Source organism: Diaphorobacter sp. B2A2W2 (assembly GCF_056730635.1).
On the sequence record NZ_JBWZOR010000009.1, the window covers coordinates 18,964 to 34,431 of the forward strand.

Annotated in this window: 16 protein-coding genes and 1 pseudogene; 5 read left to right on the plus strand and 12 right to left on the minus strand. The window is 62.7% G+C overall.

The features are described 5' to 3' along the window. Positions 1–24 precede the first annotated feature (24 nt). From AC1PPL_RS14375 to AC1PPL_RS14385, 3 genes are all read right to left on the minus strand, one after another. Positions 25–306, minus strand: a complete 282-nt coding sequence (locus AC1PPL_RS14375) for a helix-turn-helix transcriptional regulator (RefSeq protein ID WP_003107109.1) — start codon at positions 304–306, stop codon at positions 25–27. A gap of 83 nt (positions 307–389) precedes the next feature. Further along, positions 390–1,151 (minus strand): DUF2285 domain-containing protein, encoded by a 762-nt coding sequence (locus tag AC1PPL_RS14380; protein ID WP_241349761.1) that lies wholly within the window; start codon positions 1,149–1,151, stop codon positions 390–392. 308 nt (positions 1,152–1,459) lie between these two features. Beyond that, complete coding sequence (locus tag AC1PPL_RS14385) at positions 1,460–1,810, minus strand: DUF2958 domain-containing protein (protein ID WP_040435232.1); 351 nt, start codon at positions 1,808–1,810, stop codon at positions 1,460–1,462. A 230-nt stretch (positions 1,811–2,040) separates the two neighbouring features. On the opposite strand from AC1PPL_RS14385, the pseudogene AC1PPL_RS14390 reads away from it, so the two are divergent. The 3 genes and pseudogenes from AC1PPL_RS14390 to AC1PPL_RS14400 all read left to right on the plus strand — a co-directional run bounded on the left by AC1PPL_RS14390 (position 2,041) and on the right by AC1PPL_RS14400 (position 4,942). Continuing rightward, positions 2,041–2,338: pseudogene (locus AC1PPL_RS14390) on the plus strand (helix-turn-helix domain-containing protein). 37 nt (positions 2,339–2,375) lie between these two features. Then, complete coding sequence (locus AC1PPL_RS14395; protein ID WP_082394029.1) at positions 2,376–4,064, plus strand: AAA family ATPase; 1,689 nt, start codon at positions 2,376–2,378, stop codon at positions 4,062–4,064. A 2-nt stretch (positions 4,065–4,066) separates the two neighbouring features. Then, entirely contained in the window at positions 4,067–4,942 is an 876-nt protein-coding gene (locus AC1PPL_RS14400) for a DNA adenine methylase (RefSeq protein WP_075806994.1), read from the plus strand. 36 nt (positions 4,943–4,978) lie between these two features. Here the strand turns inward: AC1PPL_RS14400 and AC1PPL_RS14405 are convergent, their stop codons facing one another. Continuing rightward, positions 4,979–5,293: a DUF736 domain-containing protein gene (locus tag AC1PPL_RS14405; RefSeq protein ID WP_019372671.1), complete on the minus strand. Its 315-nt coding sequence runs from the start codon at positions 5,291–5,293 to the stop codon at positions 4,979–4,981. 803 nt (positions 5,294–6,096) lie between these two features. Between AC1PPL_RS14405 and AC1PPL_RS14410 the strand changes: the two genes are divergently transcribed. After that, positions 6,097–6,258, plus strand: a complete 162-nt coding sequence (locus AC1PPL_RS14410) for a hypothetical protein (RefSeq protein ID WP_180551041.1) — start codon at positions 6,097–6,099, stop codon at positions 6,256–6,258. Positions 6,259–6,390: 132 nt separating this feature from the next. Here AC1PPL_RS14410 and AC1PPL_RS14415 read toward each other — a convergent pair whose 3' ends face one another. The 8 genes from AC1PPL_RS14415 to AC1PPL_RS14450 all read right to left on the minus strand — a co-directional run bounded on the left by AC1PPL_RS14415 (position 6,391) and on the right by AC1PPL_RS14450 (position 14,520). Continuing rightward, on the minus strand, positions 6,391–6,597 hold the full coding sequence (locus tag AC1PPL_RS14415; protein WP_019372672.1) for a hypothetical protein: 207 nt from the start codon (positions 6,595–6,597) through the stop codon (positions 6,391–6,393). A gap of 61 nt (positions 6,598–6,658) precedes the next feature. After that, positions 6,659–8,731 (minus strand): ParB/RepB/Spo0J family partition protein, encoded by a 2,073-nt coding sequence (locus tag AC1PPL_RS14420; RefSeq protein ID WP_217960704.1) that lies wholly within the window; start codon positions 8,729–8,731, stop codon positions 6,659–6,661. A 79-nt stretch (positions 8,732–8,810) separates the two neighbouring features. Continuing rightward, the gene (locus AC1PPL_RS14425) at positions 8,811–9,635 is read right to left on the minus strand and encodes a DUF932 domain-containing protein (RefSeq protein ID WP_040435350.1); all 825 of its coding nucleotides are present in this window, start codon (positions 9,633–9,635) and stop codon (positions 8,811–8,813) included. A gap of 709 nt (positions 9,636–10,344) precedes the next feature. Then, a complete protein-coding gene (locus tag AC1PPL_RS14430; protein ID WP_019372676.1) occupies positions 10,345–10,623 on the minus strand; it encodes a hypothetical protein in 279 nt (92 codons plus the stop codon). Between the two features lie 65 nt (positions 10,624–10,688). Continuing rightward, entirely contained in the window at positions 10,689–11,039 is a 351-nt protein-coding gene (locus tag AC1PPL_RS14435; RefSeq protein ID WP_019372677.1) for a DUF2958 domain-containing protein, read from the minus strand. A 283-nt stretch (positions 11,040–11,322) separates the two neighbouring features. Next, a complete protein-coding gene (radC, locus tag AC1PPL_RS14440) occupies positions 11,323–11,829 on the minus strand; it encodes a RadC family protein (RefSeq protein ID WP_241349770.1) in 507 nt (168 codons plus the stop codon). Between the two features lie 325 nt (positions 11,830–12,154). Next, the gene (locus AC1PPL_RS14445) at positions 12,155–13,318 is read right to left on the minus strand and encodes a PDDEXK nuclease domain-containing protein (protein WP_167814581.1); all 1,164 of its coding nucleotides are present in this window, start codon (positions 13,316–13,318) and stop codon (positions 12,155–12,157) included. After that, positions 13,315–14,520 (minus strand): tyrosine-type recombinase/integrase, encoded by a 1,206-nt coding sequence (locus AC1PPL_RS14450; RefSeq protein WP_241349772.1) that lies wholly within the window; start codon positions 14,518–14,520, stop codon positions 13,315–13,317. Before AC1PPL_RS14450 ends, AC1PPL_RS14445 begins: the two co-directional genes overlap by 4 nt. Positions 14,521–14,768: 248 nt before the next feature. On the opposite strand from AC1PPL_RS14450, the gene AC1PPL_RS14455 reads away from it, so the two are divergent. Then, the gene (locus AC1PPL_RS14455; RefSeq protein ID WP_015912836.1) at positions 14,769–15,389 is read left to right on the plus strand and encodes a DUF6806 family protein; all 621 of its coding nucleotides are present in this window, start codon (positions 14,769–14,771) and stop codon (positions 15,387–15,389) included. Positions 15,390–15,468 lie beyond the last annotated feature (79 nt).

Consider the following 15,468-nt stretch of genomic DNA (forward strand, 5'->3'; position numbering starts at 1 on the left):
CGATGGCCTGCCGCGCGCCGCCGATCAGCGCGCACGGCTGTCGGCCGAGTGGTGCTCGGCGTACTCGGGATCGGAAGTCGTCTCGAAGCTGCGGTCGGCGGCCCAGGCATCGAGGTCGGCCACGGCGTACATGACGCGCCGGCCGAACTTGCGAAAGCGCGGACCACCACCGATCACGCGCTGCTTTTCCAGCGTGCGCGGCGACAGGCGCAGGTATTCGGCCGCTTCGTCGTTGGTGAGATAGCGTTGGGGCTGCGCGGCAGCGGTCGAGACAGTGGCGGCAGGCCGCAAGGGAGCGGGACGCATGGTGTGAACCTCCATCGGTTGAAAGCGCCCGGCCACACAGCGCGACCGGATGGAGGCAGTCTCAGAAAACGCGGCCCTTCTACTCAGGGTCGTTTTGCGTCCACATCAAAACGACCCTTCTCAAGCGGCGGAAGCTGTGCTAGGTGGCGATAGCCGCCGCGCATCAGCGCATCGCCGCGCCGCACCAGGCGGCGCACCTTCGAGCGCAGGCCGCCGTCGCTGTACCAATCGGCCACAGCGTCGGCACCGAACAGTCCTTCGCCCACATCGCGCAAGGACGCGCCCGCGAGGGTCGCGTCGAGCGCCTGCAAGGTGTGCAGTTCCAGCAGCGCGGAAGGTGTTGGCCTGGGCGTGGTGGCAGCGAAGGTCGCGCCGCGTGCATGACCGCGCACAGGCGCGGCAGTGCCGCTCCGTTGGGCATAGGCCACGGCCATGCCGTCTTCCAGGCCGGGCGCCAGCGCAAAGCGCAGGCAATGGCCTGGGCTGCGCGCGATCAGCGCCAGCTTCTTGCCGTCGTGGAACAGTTGCTTGTGGCCGGGGATGCGCCAGAACGCGAAGGCGGTGGCATCCTGCGGCGGATCAGCGTCGGGGTAGAGCTGCACCACGGCGGCATGACCAGGCAGCCAGGCCGGATGCGCGTCACGCGCATCCAGCATCGGATCTTCCAGCAGGCGCAAGCCCCAGCGATGCGCTGCTTCAGGCCGGCCATGACGGCGCAGCCAGTCGAGCCGGTAGTCGGGATGCCTGCGCAGGTACTCCCAAGCGAGCGCGAGCGCATCCAGCCAAAAGACATACAGGTATGCGGCAGTCGGATACCAATGCGCGAGGTGATGAGGATTGACCATGACGTCTCCTCCTGCGAACAGGACTCGCCGCCACGGAAGAACTACGCGCTACATCGCCCTCGTCGGAACGTCATGGGTTACAAAGGCGGATGGGGCTGTCAAGACCGATTGGCTCCGATGTGTTGCGGTATTCGTCTCAATGCTGCGGCGGCAGCGCCCCGACCGGGGACACTGCACAAGCCAGCCTGCCGCGACCCGCGCCAAGCATCCTGTCTATTTGGGTCAGACTGGTGGGGCTACGCCGCAAGAATCCCGATTGAGACTTACCCGGTATGACACCAGACTGAAAAAGTCACAGTAAGCCGTATTCAGTCCGGGATCGCTCCGTCGCGCTCGGCCAGCCGGGTGTATTCCGACAGCGTGCGCGTGGGGCGGAAATAGAGGTCGCGCATCACGGGCTGCTGGCGCGGCCCGACGATGCCGGCCAGCTCGGACAGCTTGACGGTTCCCTGCGCCGGCATCCCGATTCCCAGGTCGATGAGTCCCCAGGCGGTGTCGCCATCGGCGGGATCGAGTGCGGCCAGCAGCCAGGTCACATGCGCGTCCGGCGTGAACAGCCGCACCACGGGCACCGGGTCGATGGCCCGGCCAGCGGCGCGGGCCTCGCCGTTGGCGAGCAGTTGCGCGCGTTCCGGGGCGGTGGTGAGCGGCTGCGGCATGGTCGGCAATCCCACAAATCCAATGGTGCACGAACGCGGTTCCACGTCGAAGCGCAGAACCGCGAAACCGGATTTGCGCCTTCGTGCGCAAGCACGGATGCGGTTCCGTGGCTCTACAGGAACCCGCCGATACGGATTTCCGTAAAAGCACAGGCATTGAATGAGCACTATAGATTGTAGCTCTATAGGATGCAATGGGGTGTCATCTTGGTATTTGTGGGGAACCCAAGGTGGCAACAACTTACTCGCTGGCGAAGGCATTGAAGACGGTCAGGAAGGCGCGCGGCTTGAGCCAGGAAGCGTTCTCTGACGTGTCTAGCCGCACCTACATGAGTACCCTGGAGCGCGACCTGAAAAGCCCGACCTTGCACAAGCTGGCCGAACTGTGCGAAGTGAATGAAGATCCACCCGCTCACGTTGCTGACCTTGGCGTACTCCGGCGACAGCGAACAGAAAGCCGATCACCTTTTAATGTTAGTTCGACAGGAACTCAAAGAATTGGCTGTGGATGATTCCGGCCAAAGATAGGTTTCTTCAAGGGACTTAAAAACAAACTCCGCACACCATGCCTAAGACTCAACTAAAAAAGCTAACAATCGAGAAATTCCGCGCATTGAACGATGTGGCGGTTGAGTTCGGCGATTACATCACTGTTGTTTGCGGGAAAAATGGCACATCAAAGTCCTCGATACTGGGCATAGCTGCGCAAATTTTTAGCTTTGAAAAAGATTACGTCAAGGATGAGTCCCTTGCATTCCGGCAGATTGCAGGAGGGATGTTCAAGTCTCAATACAGTGACCATTTCAGGATATCCGAAAAGTTTGATGTCCCCGGCTCCATGTCCGTGAACATTGATTTGCTTGATGGATATACAAATCAGGCTGCGACCGCCAAACTTGAGCTGATGAAAAGAGGGAAGTCACCCAGGCCTGTGGTTAGGAATAATAGTACAGCGGCCGGAAGCAGCAACACGAGCAGGAATTTTACTCATCCGGTGATTTTTCTTAGCTTGAAGCGTCTTTACCCTATCGCGGCCAGAGACTACAAGCTAGGCGACTTTGATTATCTAGAGCAACACAAGAAAGATTTCATTGCGCTAACGAACGAACTTCTCAATCGCAACGCATCGCTTGCAACAGGGACTGATGGAACAATCAGTTCTGCGGTGGCGCACGGGGAGAACTACGACCAAGACTCTGTTTCGGCGGGTGAGGACAATGCAGGCCAGATCATATTGGCCTTGATGTCTTTCAGAAAGCTGAAGGAAGATTATGCTGACTATAAAGGCGGTTTGCTTTTAATCGACGAGGCTGATGCTGGGCTATTTCCGACTGCACAAGTAAATCTACTGAAGATGCTTGATCGCGAGTGCAAGAACTTGGATCTTCAAGTTGTCATGACTTCGCATTCGCCAGTTCTGATTGAGTATGCATATGAGCAAAGTCGCCAGTTCAGAAGAAAGTACAAGACCATTTATTTGAGCAACACCTATGGCAATGTCCAGGTGATGCAAGACTGGTCATGGGCGCAGATTAGTGCAGACATCAACACAAAGACCATCGATACATCGTCTGGAGTTTCACTGCCTCGCATCAATATCTATTTCGAAGATAAAGAGGCTGAAGACTTTTTTGCAACTTTGCTGTACAGGCAGCCAATAAAGAAGTTCACAAACCCGATGTCGGAAGTGTCACTCGGATGCTCCAACTATCTTCAGTTGATCCAGAAGAAAATCCCTGAGTTCTCGGAAAGAAGCATCGTCTGTCTGGATGCAGATCAAGGCTCTCAAGTTACAGGGAAGAGCTATAAGACAGTGACTCTCTTGCCCGGGCATCTCCCGCCTGACCAACTTGTATTCGAGCACTTGTACAATCTCCCTGCCGCACATCCGTTTTGGAAAAATGACTTGCAGTTCACAAGAGATGTTTTCACCAATGCAGCTCGCGAGGTTTTGAACGAGTTTTCAATCAACGGGGATTCTGTTGAGGTGAAGGAGCGGGTGGCTGCATACACTGGAACCAAGAAGCCGAGAGAGGTTTTTAAGCGTTTTTATAAGAGTGTCGAATTTCAGAAATTGCTCACCTCTGGAGCCAAGCCCTACAATCCTTGGAAGCATTGGGCAGATAACAATCCAGTGCTTATTAACGAATTCTTGGAAAATTTCAAGACGGCTGTTCACGGTGTGATGAGCATAGGGTATGCTGTGGACGTCACCAAGTTGGCCGCCTTGGAAGTTAAGCCAAGAAAGGTATAACGATGTTCTCAAACAGACTGTATAGCCCTCTGCGCTACCCTGGCGGGAAGGCGCCATTTGCTCCATTCATTGCAAAAATAATGGAAACGAATGGTGTCACGGGAGGGCATTACTTGGAGCCATACGCTGGCGGGGCAGGCGTTGCACTTGATCTACTCTTTCATGGGCACGCAAGTCATATCCATATCAACGATGCTGATCCTGCCGTATACGCTTTTTGGGTTGCTGTAACAAAGCATTCAACTGAGCTTCTTGATTTACTCGAATCCACCCCTATTACCATTGAAGAATGGTTTAGATGGCGAACCATTTTGCGCGAAGATTGCGTTGCCAGCCTAGTCGAGAAAGGATTTGCGACTTTATTCATGAATCGGACGAATCGATCTGGAATTCTCAAGGCAGGCGTCATTGGCGGAAAGAGTCAGAACGGGAACTACAAGCTGGATGCTAGATTTAAGAAGGACGTTGTTGCTTCACGCATTCGTGAAATCGCCCGGCGACAGAGTGACATATCGGTGTATCGTGAAGATTCATTGCGCCTTCTGAATCGCTGCTCGGATTTTCTGCCAAAACAATCTCTGATATACCTCGACCCCCCATACTACGTTAAGGGAAAGGGGTTGTATCGAAATTACTACGAGCATGATGACCACGCGGCCATTGCCAAAGTCATTCAACAGAAGAAGTTCAAATGGCCTTGGGTTGTTTCTTATGACAACGCGGAAGAAATTTGTGCCATGTATCGCATGAGCCAATCGTTGAGCTATGGTCTGAACTACACCGCACAAAGACGATATGTTGGTAATGAGGTAATGTTCTTCAGTCAGAACTTGACAGTGCCTGATGAAGCCATTCCTCAAACTAGGGCCGTGAGCTAAAAACGCCCCGCCGCAATGGGCGGGGCGCTGCGGCGGTCACGCCGCTTGGGGCTTGCTGCGCGACCAGATCAGGTCGTGCGTGCCGTCCTCGCCTTCAATCAGGCGGGCATAGACCGGAGCCGGGAACGAAGGGTCATCGAGGGTCACGGACAGGTAGTCCCGCCCGGCCTCGCTGGTCTTCTTCCACGCCGCGCCGATATCGTGGCTGGCGGCCTGAACGCGGAAGTCCGGGGCTTTCTCGCTGTCCCCCTTGTCGTTGGGAACCAGCTTGACCTTGACGTTGAGCGTCAGGGTGCGAAGCGTGCCGGTGAAGCCGTCTTTGTCTGCGGTGAAGGTGCCGATGTTGGCCATGATGATTTCTCCTTTCGGTTGAACAAGGTTCGCGCCCATCGCGTCCTTGTTGTGATCCGGCCGGCGGGGGACGGGCTGGCTGCACCGCTTGCGGTCGAAACGCAGTGGAGAGCCGGGAGGCGAAAAGAATTTGCTGCGCGAGGAAGCCGCGCAGCGGCGGGGAAATTGTTTTCGCCGGACGGTTGCAGCCATGAAGCCCGAGGCGCAGCCGCGCCCCCGCCAGGATTCATAACGAGACAAGGACGCCTTGGGCCGAACCGCTCCGAAAGGAGATGGGGCCAACTCGGCATCCCCGCCCGAAGGCTTCTCCGGCTCGCCCGCTGACGCGGGCCAGGTCAGCCCCGCAACGACAGGCGAGAACGCCTCCGCCACATCTTGCGGTGCCGGTCTTGAGGCGTGGCGTGGAAGTTCCATAGCGATGCCGGGCGGGTTGTCCGTGAACCGTCCATCGTGACGTGATGGGCAGGAACCGCCAGCGTTGAGGACGGCACGCACCTGCACAACCTGCCGCAGCAAGCGCCAGCGTGGTCGCCAGCGCTCCGTTCATCGCGGCGGGGCGCTGGCCGGGCCGATCCGGCGCAGCCGGTTTGGCCGCATCGAGAGGCGCCAAGCTGCGCGCGGCGGGGATAGCCCGCAGGGCTTTCCCTTGGAGGCAAGCGCAGCGCCGCAGGCGCGAAGGCGTGAGGGATTGAAGCCGAATGGCCGTGACAGCGAAGTCGGCACGGGGCGCAGCCCGAAAGCCCGGCGGCGCAGTGCGCCGACACGCCCAGGCAGTTCCAGATTTCCAAACAGGAAACGCGGACATGCCTCTGATGAAATGGGCGCGGCCTACGCTGCGGGGTATGCACGCGGCAAGCCGAAAACTGCTGGTGATTCCTGCGCACCGCGGGCGCTTCGGCTTGCAGGTCCATGCGGGCCTGGTATTGCCGGGCGGGAAGCCCGGTCACGTCAACGCCGCCGCCTGAACTGTGGTGATGGCGACGGCGTTCCGATTCGGCTGTGCGCTTGGAACACCGGGCGCGGCCACTGCCGCGCCCGGATTTTGCGTCCACCGCGTCCAGGTCGGAACGGCCTGGACGCGGTGCTGAACGCGATTATTACTTCGTCTCGATGAGCCACCACACGGCACGCGGCAAGGCGTGGCCCGTGATGGGATGAATGTCGGTGAGGTCGGCGCAAGCCGACCAGCCCGAGGGCGGGCGGTAGCCGCGCACGTCGCCTGCGCCGTGCCAGCGGCGGGCGCGTGCCTTGCCGGGGGCGTAGATCGCCGCCATGCGCGGGCGGCTGTTGGTGATGTGGGTCATGGGGCCTCTCCTTCCAGCGAAGCGCCCCGGTCGAGGCCGGGGCGCTTGCCTTCGGCGCGGGTCAAGCGGCCAGCGCCTCGGCGGGTTCATCCGCCCTTGCTTCGGCATCCTCCGGTGCGTCCTGCTCCGGGCCTGCCTCCTGCGCGCTTTCCCGTACTGCCTGCTGCGGGCCTTCGGCCTTGAAGATGGCGGGCATCCAGCCCGTACCATCGGCCAGCCGCTCGGCTTCGCTGGCAATGTCGGCCTTCTTGCGTTTCGCCAGTCGGGTGACGGATTCCGGTGCAAATGCGCCCACGGCATCCAGAATCACGGCCTTGGAAACGTGCTTGAAGTAGCCTTCTGCGGTCGGCTTCCACCATGCGGCCATGTCGAGGCCCACGGCCTGCGCCAGTTCCTCGCCGGGCTGGTATGGCGTGGCGCGGGGCGTTACCACGTCCACCGTGGAAGCCACGCACACGGCCAGCAGCCGCACCAGTTCGTCTTGCGACTTCGCCAGCAGCGCGGCGAACAGTTCGGCGCTGTCCTGCGGCAAGGCTTCGCCCGCCAACTCTTGCAGTTCGCGCAGCGCCACGGCGGCGGGCGATTCCGGCCAGTCCGGGGCCCTGCCTTCTAGCCGGTCTTGCGCCGTGAGGCGCACGCCCAGCGGCAGGCCGTCGCCGTAGGCGTCGGGTTGCAAGACGCTCTGCACCATGCCATGCACCAGCGCGGCCAGCGCGACGTGCGGATGCCGCGCGACTTCGATTTGCAGCGCCGCCGTGCGGTGGGCGCTCAACCGCTGCGCCAGCCGGTCGGACAGGCTCGCGGCCTTGGGCGCGTCGTCGGCGTCCTCGTGCTCGTCGTTGGCGGCTTCGCCTTCGGCACTGCCGAAACCGCGCCGCAGCTTTTCCAGCGTGCGCAGCGCCTTGGCCTCGGCTTCGCGCAGCAGGCCGCGATGAATGACGGCCTCGCCGTTGCGGTCGATGGTGACGATGGCACCGGCCACCTCGCGCACCTCGGGGGCGTAGCCTTGCAAGGCGTCCTCCGCGTCTTGCAGTTCCCCGACCACCTGATCGCGCCGCTGTTCCAGCTTCTCGGCCTTGGCCTCGTCCTCGCTGCTTTCACCTTGGTAGGCCTCTTCCAGTTCGGCGTCGATCTTTTCGAGGCGGGTTTCCAGCGAGGCGATGCGGCGGGCCTCGCGGGTGGTCGGCTCGCGGCGGTGGCGCGGGGCGTTTTGGAACGCCTGCCGTTCCTCATAGGCCAGATGCGGCACGGCCTCCACCCATGCCCAGCCCTCGGCGCGCACGTCCTCGGTCAGCGTTGCCAGCTTGTCGCGCACCAGCGTTTCCAGCACTGCGGTATCGGTGAGGTAGGTTCCGGCATCGCCTTCGGCGAACAGGTCGCGGCGGACGCCGCCGCCTGCCTGCCGGTAGGTGTCCAGCCCGACGAAGCGCACCAGCGCGTGCGTGGCGTCGATTTCACGCTCGGTCAGGCGCTCGCGCAGCTTGGACGGGCTGCGCTGCCATTCCGGCGCACCATAGAACGCGGCTTCCTGCGCGGCGTGGTCATCGGTGATGGTCAAGGCCATCAACTGTTCCAGCGTCACGCCACCGGCCCGGTAGTCGGCCATCAGGCGCGGCGAGACGTTCGCCAGCTTCAAGCGGCGCTGCACCACCAGCGGGGACACGCCGAAGTCGGCGGCAATGTCTTCGACGGGCCGGCCTTCCTTGACCAGCGCGGCGAAGGCCGCGAACTGGTCGGCGGGGTGCATGTTCTCGCGCTGCACGTTCTCCGCGAGGCTGACGGTACGGGCGGAAGCATCGGCCACCAGCAGGCACGGCACTTCGTAGTCGGCGGGGATGCGCTTCTTCTTCGCCAGCAGCTTCAAGGCGGTCAGGCGGCGGTCGCCTGCGACGACTTCGTATTGCTCGCCATCGGCGGCGAGGATGACAATCAGGTTTTGCAGCAGGCCGATGCGGGCAATGCTCGCGGCCAGTTCGGGGATGGACAGGCGCGGCATCTTGCGGGCGTTGCGCTTGGAGCGGCGCGGCAGCAACTGCGAGAGCGGAACCAGAATCAGGTTCTTGGACGGGTCGGCCATTTCCAGCGGGGCGGCGGCTTCGATGGCGACGGCTTCGGTTTTGAGTACGGCGTTCATGGTGATAACTCCTTGCGGTTAGGGATGCAGCAGCGAGAGAAGCGGCAAGGGCTGCTGCCTGCCCCTGCCGCGTGGGGATTCAGGCTTTCAACTGGCGCAGGCCATCGGCCAGCAGCCACAGGGCGCGATTGAGGCGCACGCTTTGGTCGATGCCCTGCACGGGCCGGGTGGTCTGGCGGCGGCCATTCGCGGCGCGGGCGGACAGGCCGCCTTTGGTCAAGTTCTCCTGCGTGCGGTTGAACACGCTCCACAGGTCGCGGCGGTCGTCGTCGTGGCGGCGCGGCATCAGGATTTGCGATTCCGTGATGGGCGCGGGCTTGTCCTCGTCGTACTTCAACGCCAGCGCAGCGCGGGCGAACACTTCCGATTCCCCGGCGTCCAGCGTGATGGCGCGCATGGCATCGCGGGATTCATGCGCCCGGTCGAAGCCGTGCAGGACTTCGTAAGCGCCTTCGATCACATGCGCCGCCACGTCGCCCTTGTGCGGCACGCGCACGTCGGCCACGGTGTCGCCGCAGACAAGGCCATTGCTGCAAACGAAGCGGAACATCCCGGCCAGCATCTGATAGCTGCTGGTGCCGTCATGGGAGTTCAGCAGGATGATTTCGTTGGCCTCGCGGCCGTTGATCTGGCTGGAGTGGCGCAGCCGGATCATGTGCTTGGTGTAGTCGCGGCGGTCGTCGTTGCGCACGCGGGTTTGCGTCACCATGAAAGGCTCGAAGCCTTCCCCGCGCAGTTCTTGCAGCACGGTCGCGGTGGGGATGTAGCTGTACCGCTCGGAGCGGCTTTCGTGCGGCGCGTCCGCGAAGATGGACGGGGCCACGGCCCGGATTTGGTCGTCGGACAAGGGACGTTCCGAACGCAGCACCGGGGAACGGGAAGCGAAGCGGGATGCGAGTTGCATGGCATTTCTCCTGACAAAGAAAAAAGGGTTTGCTGTTCACCGCACACCGGATTCCTAGATTCGGAAGCCCAGCCTTTCGGCTGTTCGGTGCGGTCGGCACGAGGAACCCGGTTGGCCCTGTTGCCACCGTCTTTCCTGAGTTCATCGCCCGCGACGGTCAGGAGCGCGCGGACGGGGGTCGTCAAGGAGGCAAGCGCAGGGTTGGTGCGGCCCGCAGCGAAGCGAGGACACGGCCCTGCGCGCCTTGACGGCACACGGCCGCGGGCTACAGTCGCGGACAAGGTGATGGAGTCAGGGAAGACGGCTGGACAAGGCAACGGCCTTCCCCACACGCCGACCGCACGGCAAGCGAAGCGCGCAGGCCCGGATCTAGGAATCCGGGCCTGAGGCGTCAGCCGAGCGGAGCGAGGGAACGATGGAAGCCCGGAAGGGGCGAGACGCCGCAGGCGGCTCGATGCGCAGCGCGCACGACAGCGCGACCGGCCATGTTTCTTGGCCGGGGACGCACAGCATTCAATGCTCGATGCACAAGCTCATGCGTCAGTCATGGGGAAACAGGTTCGACAACGACTGCTGTGGTCTGGCCGATCCGGCGCAGCCGGTTCGGCGGTCTTTGAGGGGCGCCAAGCACCGCGCGGCGGGGATAGCCCGCAGGGCTTTCCCTGGAGGCAAGCGAAGCGCGCAGCGCCCCACAAGGGGCGCGTAGGCATCACGCCGAGTCGTCAGGGCGCAGGCTGGATTCCGATACCGGCATCCACGGCGATGACGAGTCCAGCAGGTAGCGCGCACCACGCGCGTACAGACCCGACAGCCCGGTGGGCTGGTAGAACCCGGTGACGCGGCGCCGGAACTGCGCGCCAAACTCGTTGGTGTAGATCACCGCGTCGCCGATCTTGAAGCGCAGGGGCTGGCCGTTCTCCGGCGCGAACGGCTTGAGCGCATCGTGCTGCGCAGTGATTTCGATGATGTAGTCGTGATGGCTGCTCATGGCATTGATCTCCTGCGAAGGTTGGAAAAGCGCAAGGAGCGCCTTGCGGCGCTCCGAGGGCCGGCTCAGACAGCGATCCGCCCGGCCAGCCGCGCATCGCGCGCGTAGGCGCTCAACCGCTTCTCGGCGCGGAAAGACAGGTCGCGCTCGATCGGCAGGCCCAGCCCGCCGCGCACCGTCGCCAGCTCGCCCAGGCTGACCCAGGCGATTTCTGGCGCACCCAGGCCCAGGTCACAAAGACCAAAGGCGTGGTCGTGGTCATCGGGATCAATCTCGGTCAGCAGCCAGGTCGCGCCGGCGTCCGGCGTAAACAGCTTGACCACGGGTGCCGGATCGAAGTCCGGGTTCTCCAAGGATTCGCGGCCGTTGGCCAGCAGCACGATGCGCTGCTCGTCAGTGATGAGTGCGTTGTTCACGGTGAACTCCTGAAAGGATGCCGGGCGGTATTGCCCGACCCTTCCGGGGCACGGCGCAGCGCAAGCAGTCAGGGGTCAACGACGGCCGCCAGGACGCAAGCGCCATCGGCGCGCAGCCCTTGACGGCGAGAACGCCGTGGCACGATGAAGGGAACAGCAAGACCGCCTCTCTCGCACCTCCACGCACCCCGGTTTTCGGCAAGTGCGCAGCACGCGCAGGCCCGCGAGGGCCGGAGTCGCGCGGCCGGGCGCAGCAAAAAAAGGGGGCCGAAGCCCCCAAGGGTCAAAGCAGGCCGCGCTCGGCGAATGACGTGGTACGGCTTCCCGCGACGATGACGTGATCCAGCGTGCGAACGTCCACCAGCGCCAGCCCCTGCCGAAGCTGCGCGGTCATCGCCTTGTCGGCCGCGCTCGGCTCGGGGTTCCCACTCGGATGGTTGTGCGAAACGATGACCGCCGCCGCATTGAGCCGCAGCGCCAGCTTCACCACCTCGCGCGGATGCACCTCGGCCGCGTCGATCGTGCCGTGGAACATCTCCACGTAGTCGATCAGCCGATGGCGCGTGTCGAGGAACAGCACCGCGAAGACTTCGTGCTCGAAGCCGGCCAGCTTGGCGCGCAGGTAGTCCTTGACCACAACTGGCGAAGTGAACTCGGCGCCGCGCTGCATCTTCTGTTCGATGACCTGGCGCGCGGCTTCCAGAATCTGGTCGGCGTCCGCCGGCCGATAGCGCCCACGGCCATCGCGCACCATCAGCGGAGTATCGAGAGAGAGGGAAAGTTGCGACATGATCGTGCTCCGGTTGCTCGGGCGGAATTGCCCGGAACCGGCGCCAGCACGGCGCAGCGCAAGCAGTCAGGGGTCGCAGACGGCCGCCAGGACGCAAGCGCGCATGGCGCGCGCCGCCCTTGACGGCGAGAACGCCGTGATACGGTGAAGGGAACAGCAAGACCGCCCACACCCGCCCACTGCACACAGTCGGCTTTTGGGGCAAGCGGAGCGCGCAGGCCCGAGAGGGCCGGAGGCGTCAGGGGTCAAAGCCGAATGGCCGCGATTCGGCACGAAGCGCGGGGCGCAGCCCGCGAACCCGACGGCGGCACGCCGGGACGCCCGGCTATTGCGGCAGCTTCTTGAGCTGCTTCGCCGCACGCGACTCCAGCAGTCGCCGCGTGGTTTCCAGCTCCTTCTGCAACAGTTCGGCATCCGGCAGCACGGTACGGTAGTTCGCCGCCATCACCTTCGTCGGCAAGCCCTCCAAGGCATACCGCGCCAGCGCGTGGCCCTTGTCGGCGCAGAGGATCAAACCCACGGGCGGGTTTTCGTCGGGATACGCCCAATGCTCCTTGGCGTAGTTGCAATACATGTGCATCTGGCCCACGTCCGCATGGGTCAGGCTGCCCAGCTTCAAGTCGATGATGACCAGGCAGCGCAGCCGCCGGTGGAAGAACAGCAGATCCACCCGATACCACGTCTGGTCGATGCGCAAGCGCCGCTGCCGACCGACGAAGGTGAACCCTTCGCCCAGCTCCAGCAGAAAATCCTCCAGCCGCTGGATCAGGGCTGCTTCCAGATCGGATTCCGAATACTCGTCCTTGAGGTTCAGGAACTCCAGCACATACGGGTCTTTGATCGCATCGTCCGGCCTGACGGCATCCTCCGGCCTAGGCGCAGCGCCCTTGACCAGCATCGCCGCCTTGTCCTTCGACAAAGCGGTGCGCTCGTAGAACTGGCTGCCGATCTGCCGGTCAAGCTGGCGCACGCTCCAGCCGCCGCGCAGCGCCTCGGCCTCGTAGAAGCGGCGGGCGTGCTCGTCCTTGACCGACAGCAGCCGCACGTAGGCCGACCACGGCAGCGTGAACACCTGCGCCAGCTCGCCCAAGGCCAATTTCCGAGACACTGTCTCGGATTTCTCGGCGGGCAGCCCGTCGCCCGATTTCCGAGACAGTGCCTCGGAAATCACCGGCCGGGGATAGGCGGCGAAGAACCGCCGCATGTTCTCCAGGTTGTCCGGGCTGAACCCGCGCCCGAAGCGCGCGGTCAGGTCGGCGGACAGCCGGGCAATCAACTGTTCGCCGTACCCTGCGCGCCGTTTGCCCTGTTGCTCGGCCTCCACGATGCGGCGACCAATCTCCCAATAGCTGGCCGTCATCAGCGCATTGACGCTGCGCGCCGCCGCCTGGCGGGCGGCATCGAGCAGTTCCACGATGCCGCCGTGGATGCCGGCGTAGCCGGCAGGCACGGCAGCGCCTTTTACTGCTTTGGGCGTCCGGGCGCTCATGCCGTGGCCTCCTGGGGCTGGCGTTGCCGCGCCTTCGTGATGGTCTGGCGCCGGGTCGCCACCAGCTCGGCCGCCTGGCGCACAGGATCGTCCTCGGTGTGGACATAGCGCATGAACATCGCCACGGTCTTGTGCGCTGTCAGCGCCATGCCGACCTTGAGCGGCACGCCCGAATTGGCAATGTCCGTCGCCGAGCGGTGGCGGATGCCGTGGGTGCCGACCTTCGGCACACCGGCACGGTCAAGGATGCGCCGCCACGCCTGATAGTAGGAGTGGGGGCTTAGCGGCTTCTTGTGATCGAGGATCGCAGGGCAAACGTAGGGCGAATCGCCATAGTGGGGGGCGCTCTCCAACAGGCGGCGAGCCTCGGCGCTCAGGGGCTTGGACATATCGCCGGTCTTGCTGTCCGGCCAGACCACCCGGCCGTTGGGCAGGTCGAGCCAATCCCATTGCAACAGCAGGATTTCCGACATGCGCGCCGCGAACTCGAATTGCAGCCGGACGGCCAGCAGGTGGATGGGATGTTCTAAGCCCTCGGCCTCGGCCTTCTCCAGATAGGCGAACAGCTTGGTCATCTGGTCGTCGGTAATGAGCCGGGTCGAACCCTTTTCCGGGTACTTGGGCACATGGCGGCAGGGATTGGAGCCATCGGGCCGGTAGCCCCACAGTTCGGCCAGGTTGAACATCTTTCGGACGAGCGACAGCACGCGGTTGGCCTGGGTGGGCGACTTCTCCATGCGCTTCATCAGCGCAGTGATGTCGTTGCGCGTGACCTCATGAACCTTCTTGCTGCCGAAGGCCGGGATGACGAAGCTGTCAATCTGGTACTGGTAGCCGGCCTGCGTGCTGGGCTTGTTGTGCGGCTTGGAGTGGTCGTCCATGAACCGGCCGCACAGCTCCTTGACCGTCGGCGCCTTGCGGGCTTCGGCCTTGTCGAGTCCGGGATCGCCCCCGCGCCGGACTTCGGCCAGCCAGTCTTGCGCCAGCGATCGGGCCTGTTCGACCGTCAGTTCGCCGAACTGGCCGATTGCCGGCTTGCGCCGCACGCCGGAGTTCGTGCGGTACTGAACCATGAATACCTTGCGGCCGGTTGGTGTAACCTTGCACAAGAAGCCCGGAACGAGCGTATCCCGGAGTTCCATGTCGCAGGTTTGCGCCTGCGCCGTGTCAACGACGGACTTGGTGAGTTTGATCTTTGCCATGAGGTGCTCCTGAAAGGCCCCGATTCCAGGGGCCGGCTAGGAGCCAGGCGGAGGAGAACCGGGGCGGTTTGCATCGCGCACCGGGATATGATCGAAGGCATTGGTCTGGCGGAAAACCTGCTACAGCAAGCCACATCCAAGTCCAGCGTTAGCCCGGTGCGGATGCCATGCTCTGGCTTAAAATCCGCCGCTTCCTGAGAAGGGGCGTGCCGGTTCGACCCCGGCTCGGGGCACCATCTGGATTCGCTATGTCACATTACAACGCTCCCTTTGAAATCCACGTCCATGGTCAAGTGCAATTGCGTGCTGATGTGGACTTCAGTCAGCTTCAGGAAGCACTCAAGCCATTGTGGAAGTACGCTGGTGCGCGTTCTCTCGCGGATGGAGCTTCGAGCGCCTATGAGGAGGAGCCGGGCATACAGTTCGATGCCAAGGAGCACATCCTGCAGATGTGCTGGACAGTGCGTGGCGACGAAGACTTCCGCCAGTCTCTGGATGAAATGTGCATGAGTCTCAATGAATTGGCTGAGCAGGGCGCAGCCATCGAGGTGACGTTCTACGATGCCGAGTTCGATGAGGATGAGGCACCCGAGGACGAAGAGGCGCGTGATGATTTCGTGATGCTGTTTGTGGGGCCCACTCCCGCCGCCATCATGCAAGTACAACGTGACCTTCTTGTGCAAGATGTGGTCAATCTGATGGAGCGGCACTTCGACGGCTCGGAGCTCGGTGGCGTTGTCTCAGAGATTGACAAGCTCTTCTCTCAACGTTTTGATGCGCTGGTGAGTTCGCTTGAAATTGGTAAACCGCCACGAGGTCCGGGTGGCAGCGGGCATGGCGGCGGACGCCGGCCGCGTCACCTTCACTGACGTGCTCGACAAATCTTTGTGTCGAACACCATGGCGTGAGCTGCAGTGCTCCCCTCGCACGGTATAGAAGAGGCTTTCG

Excerpts from the sequence above, each read along its gene's own strand:
- AC1PPL_RS14375 (WP_003107109.1), bottom strand. The coding sequence starts at position 306 with ATGCGTCCCGCTCCCTTGCGGCCTGCCGCCACTGTCTCGACCGCTGCC.
- AC1PPL_RS14380 (WP_241349761.1), bottom strand. The coding sequence starts at position 1,151 with ATGGTCAATCCTCATCACCTCGCGCATTGGTATCCGACTGCCGCATAC.
- AC1PPL_RS14385 (WP_040435232.1), bottom strand. The coding sequence starts at position 1,810 with ATGCCGCAGCCGCTCACCACCGCCCCGGAACGCGCGCAACTGCTCGCC.
- AC1PPL_RS14395 (WP_082394029.1), top strand. The coding sequence starts at position 2,376 with ATGCCTAAGACTCAACTAAAAAAGCTAACAATCGAGAAATTCCGCGCA.
- AC1PPL_RS14400 (WP_075806994.1), top strand. The coding sequence starts at position 4,067 with ATGTTCTCAAACAGACTGTATAGCCCTCTGCGCTACCCTGGCGGGAAG.
- AC1PPL_RS14405 (WP_019372671.1), bottom strand. The coding sequence starts at position 5,293 with ATGGCCAACATCGGCACCTTCACCGCAGACAAAGACGGCTTCACCGGC.
- AC1PPL_RS14410 (WP_180551041.1), top strand. The coding sequence starts at position 6,097 with ATGCCTCTGATGAAATGGGCGCGGCCTACGCTGCGGGGTATGCACGCG.
- AC1PPL_RS14415 (WP_019372672.1), bottom strand. The coding sequence starts at position 6,597 with ATGACCCACATCACCAACAGCCGCCCGCGCATGGCGGCGATCTACGCC.
- AC1PPL_RS14420 (WP_217960704.1), bottom strand. The coding sequence starts at position 8,731 with ATGAACGCCGTACTCAAAACCGAAGCCGTCGCCATCGAAGCCGCCGCC.
- AC1PPL_RS14425 (WP_040435350.1), bottom strand. The coding sequence starts at position 9,635 with ATGCAACTCGCATCCCGCTTCGCTTCCCGTTCCCCGGTGCTGCGTTCG.
- AC1PPL_RS14430 (WP_019372676.1), bottom strand. The coding sequence starts at position 10,623 with ATGAGCAGCCATCACGACTACATCATCGAAATCACTGCGCAGCACGAT.
- radC (WP_241349770.1), bottom strand. The coding sequence starts at position 11,829 with ATGTCGCAACTTTCCCTCTCTCTCGATACTCCGCTGATGGTGCGCGAT.
- AC1PPL_RS14445 (WP_167814581.1), bottom strand. The coding sequence starts at position 13,318 with ATGAGCGCCCGGACGCCCAAAGCAGTAAAAGGCGCTGCCGTGCCTGCC.
- AC1PPL_RS14450 (WP_241349772.1), bottom strand. The coding sequence starts at position 14,520 with ATGGCAAAGATCAAACTCACCAAGTCCGTCGTTGACACGGCGCAGGCG.
- AC1PPL_RS14455 (WP_015912836.1), top strand. The coding sequence starts at position 14,769 with ATGTCACATTACAACGCTCCCTTTGAAATCCACGTCCATGGTCAAGTG.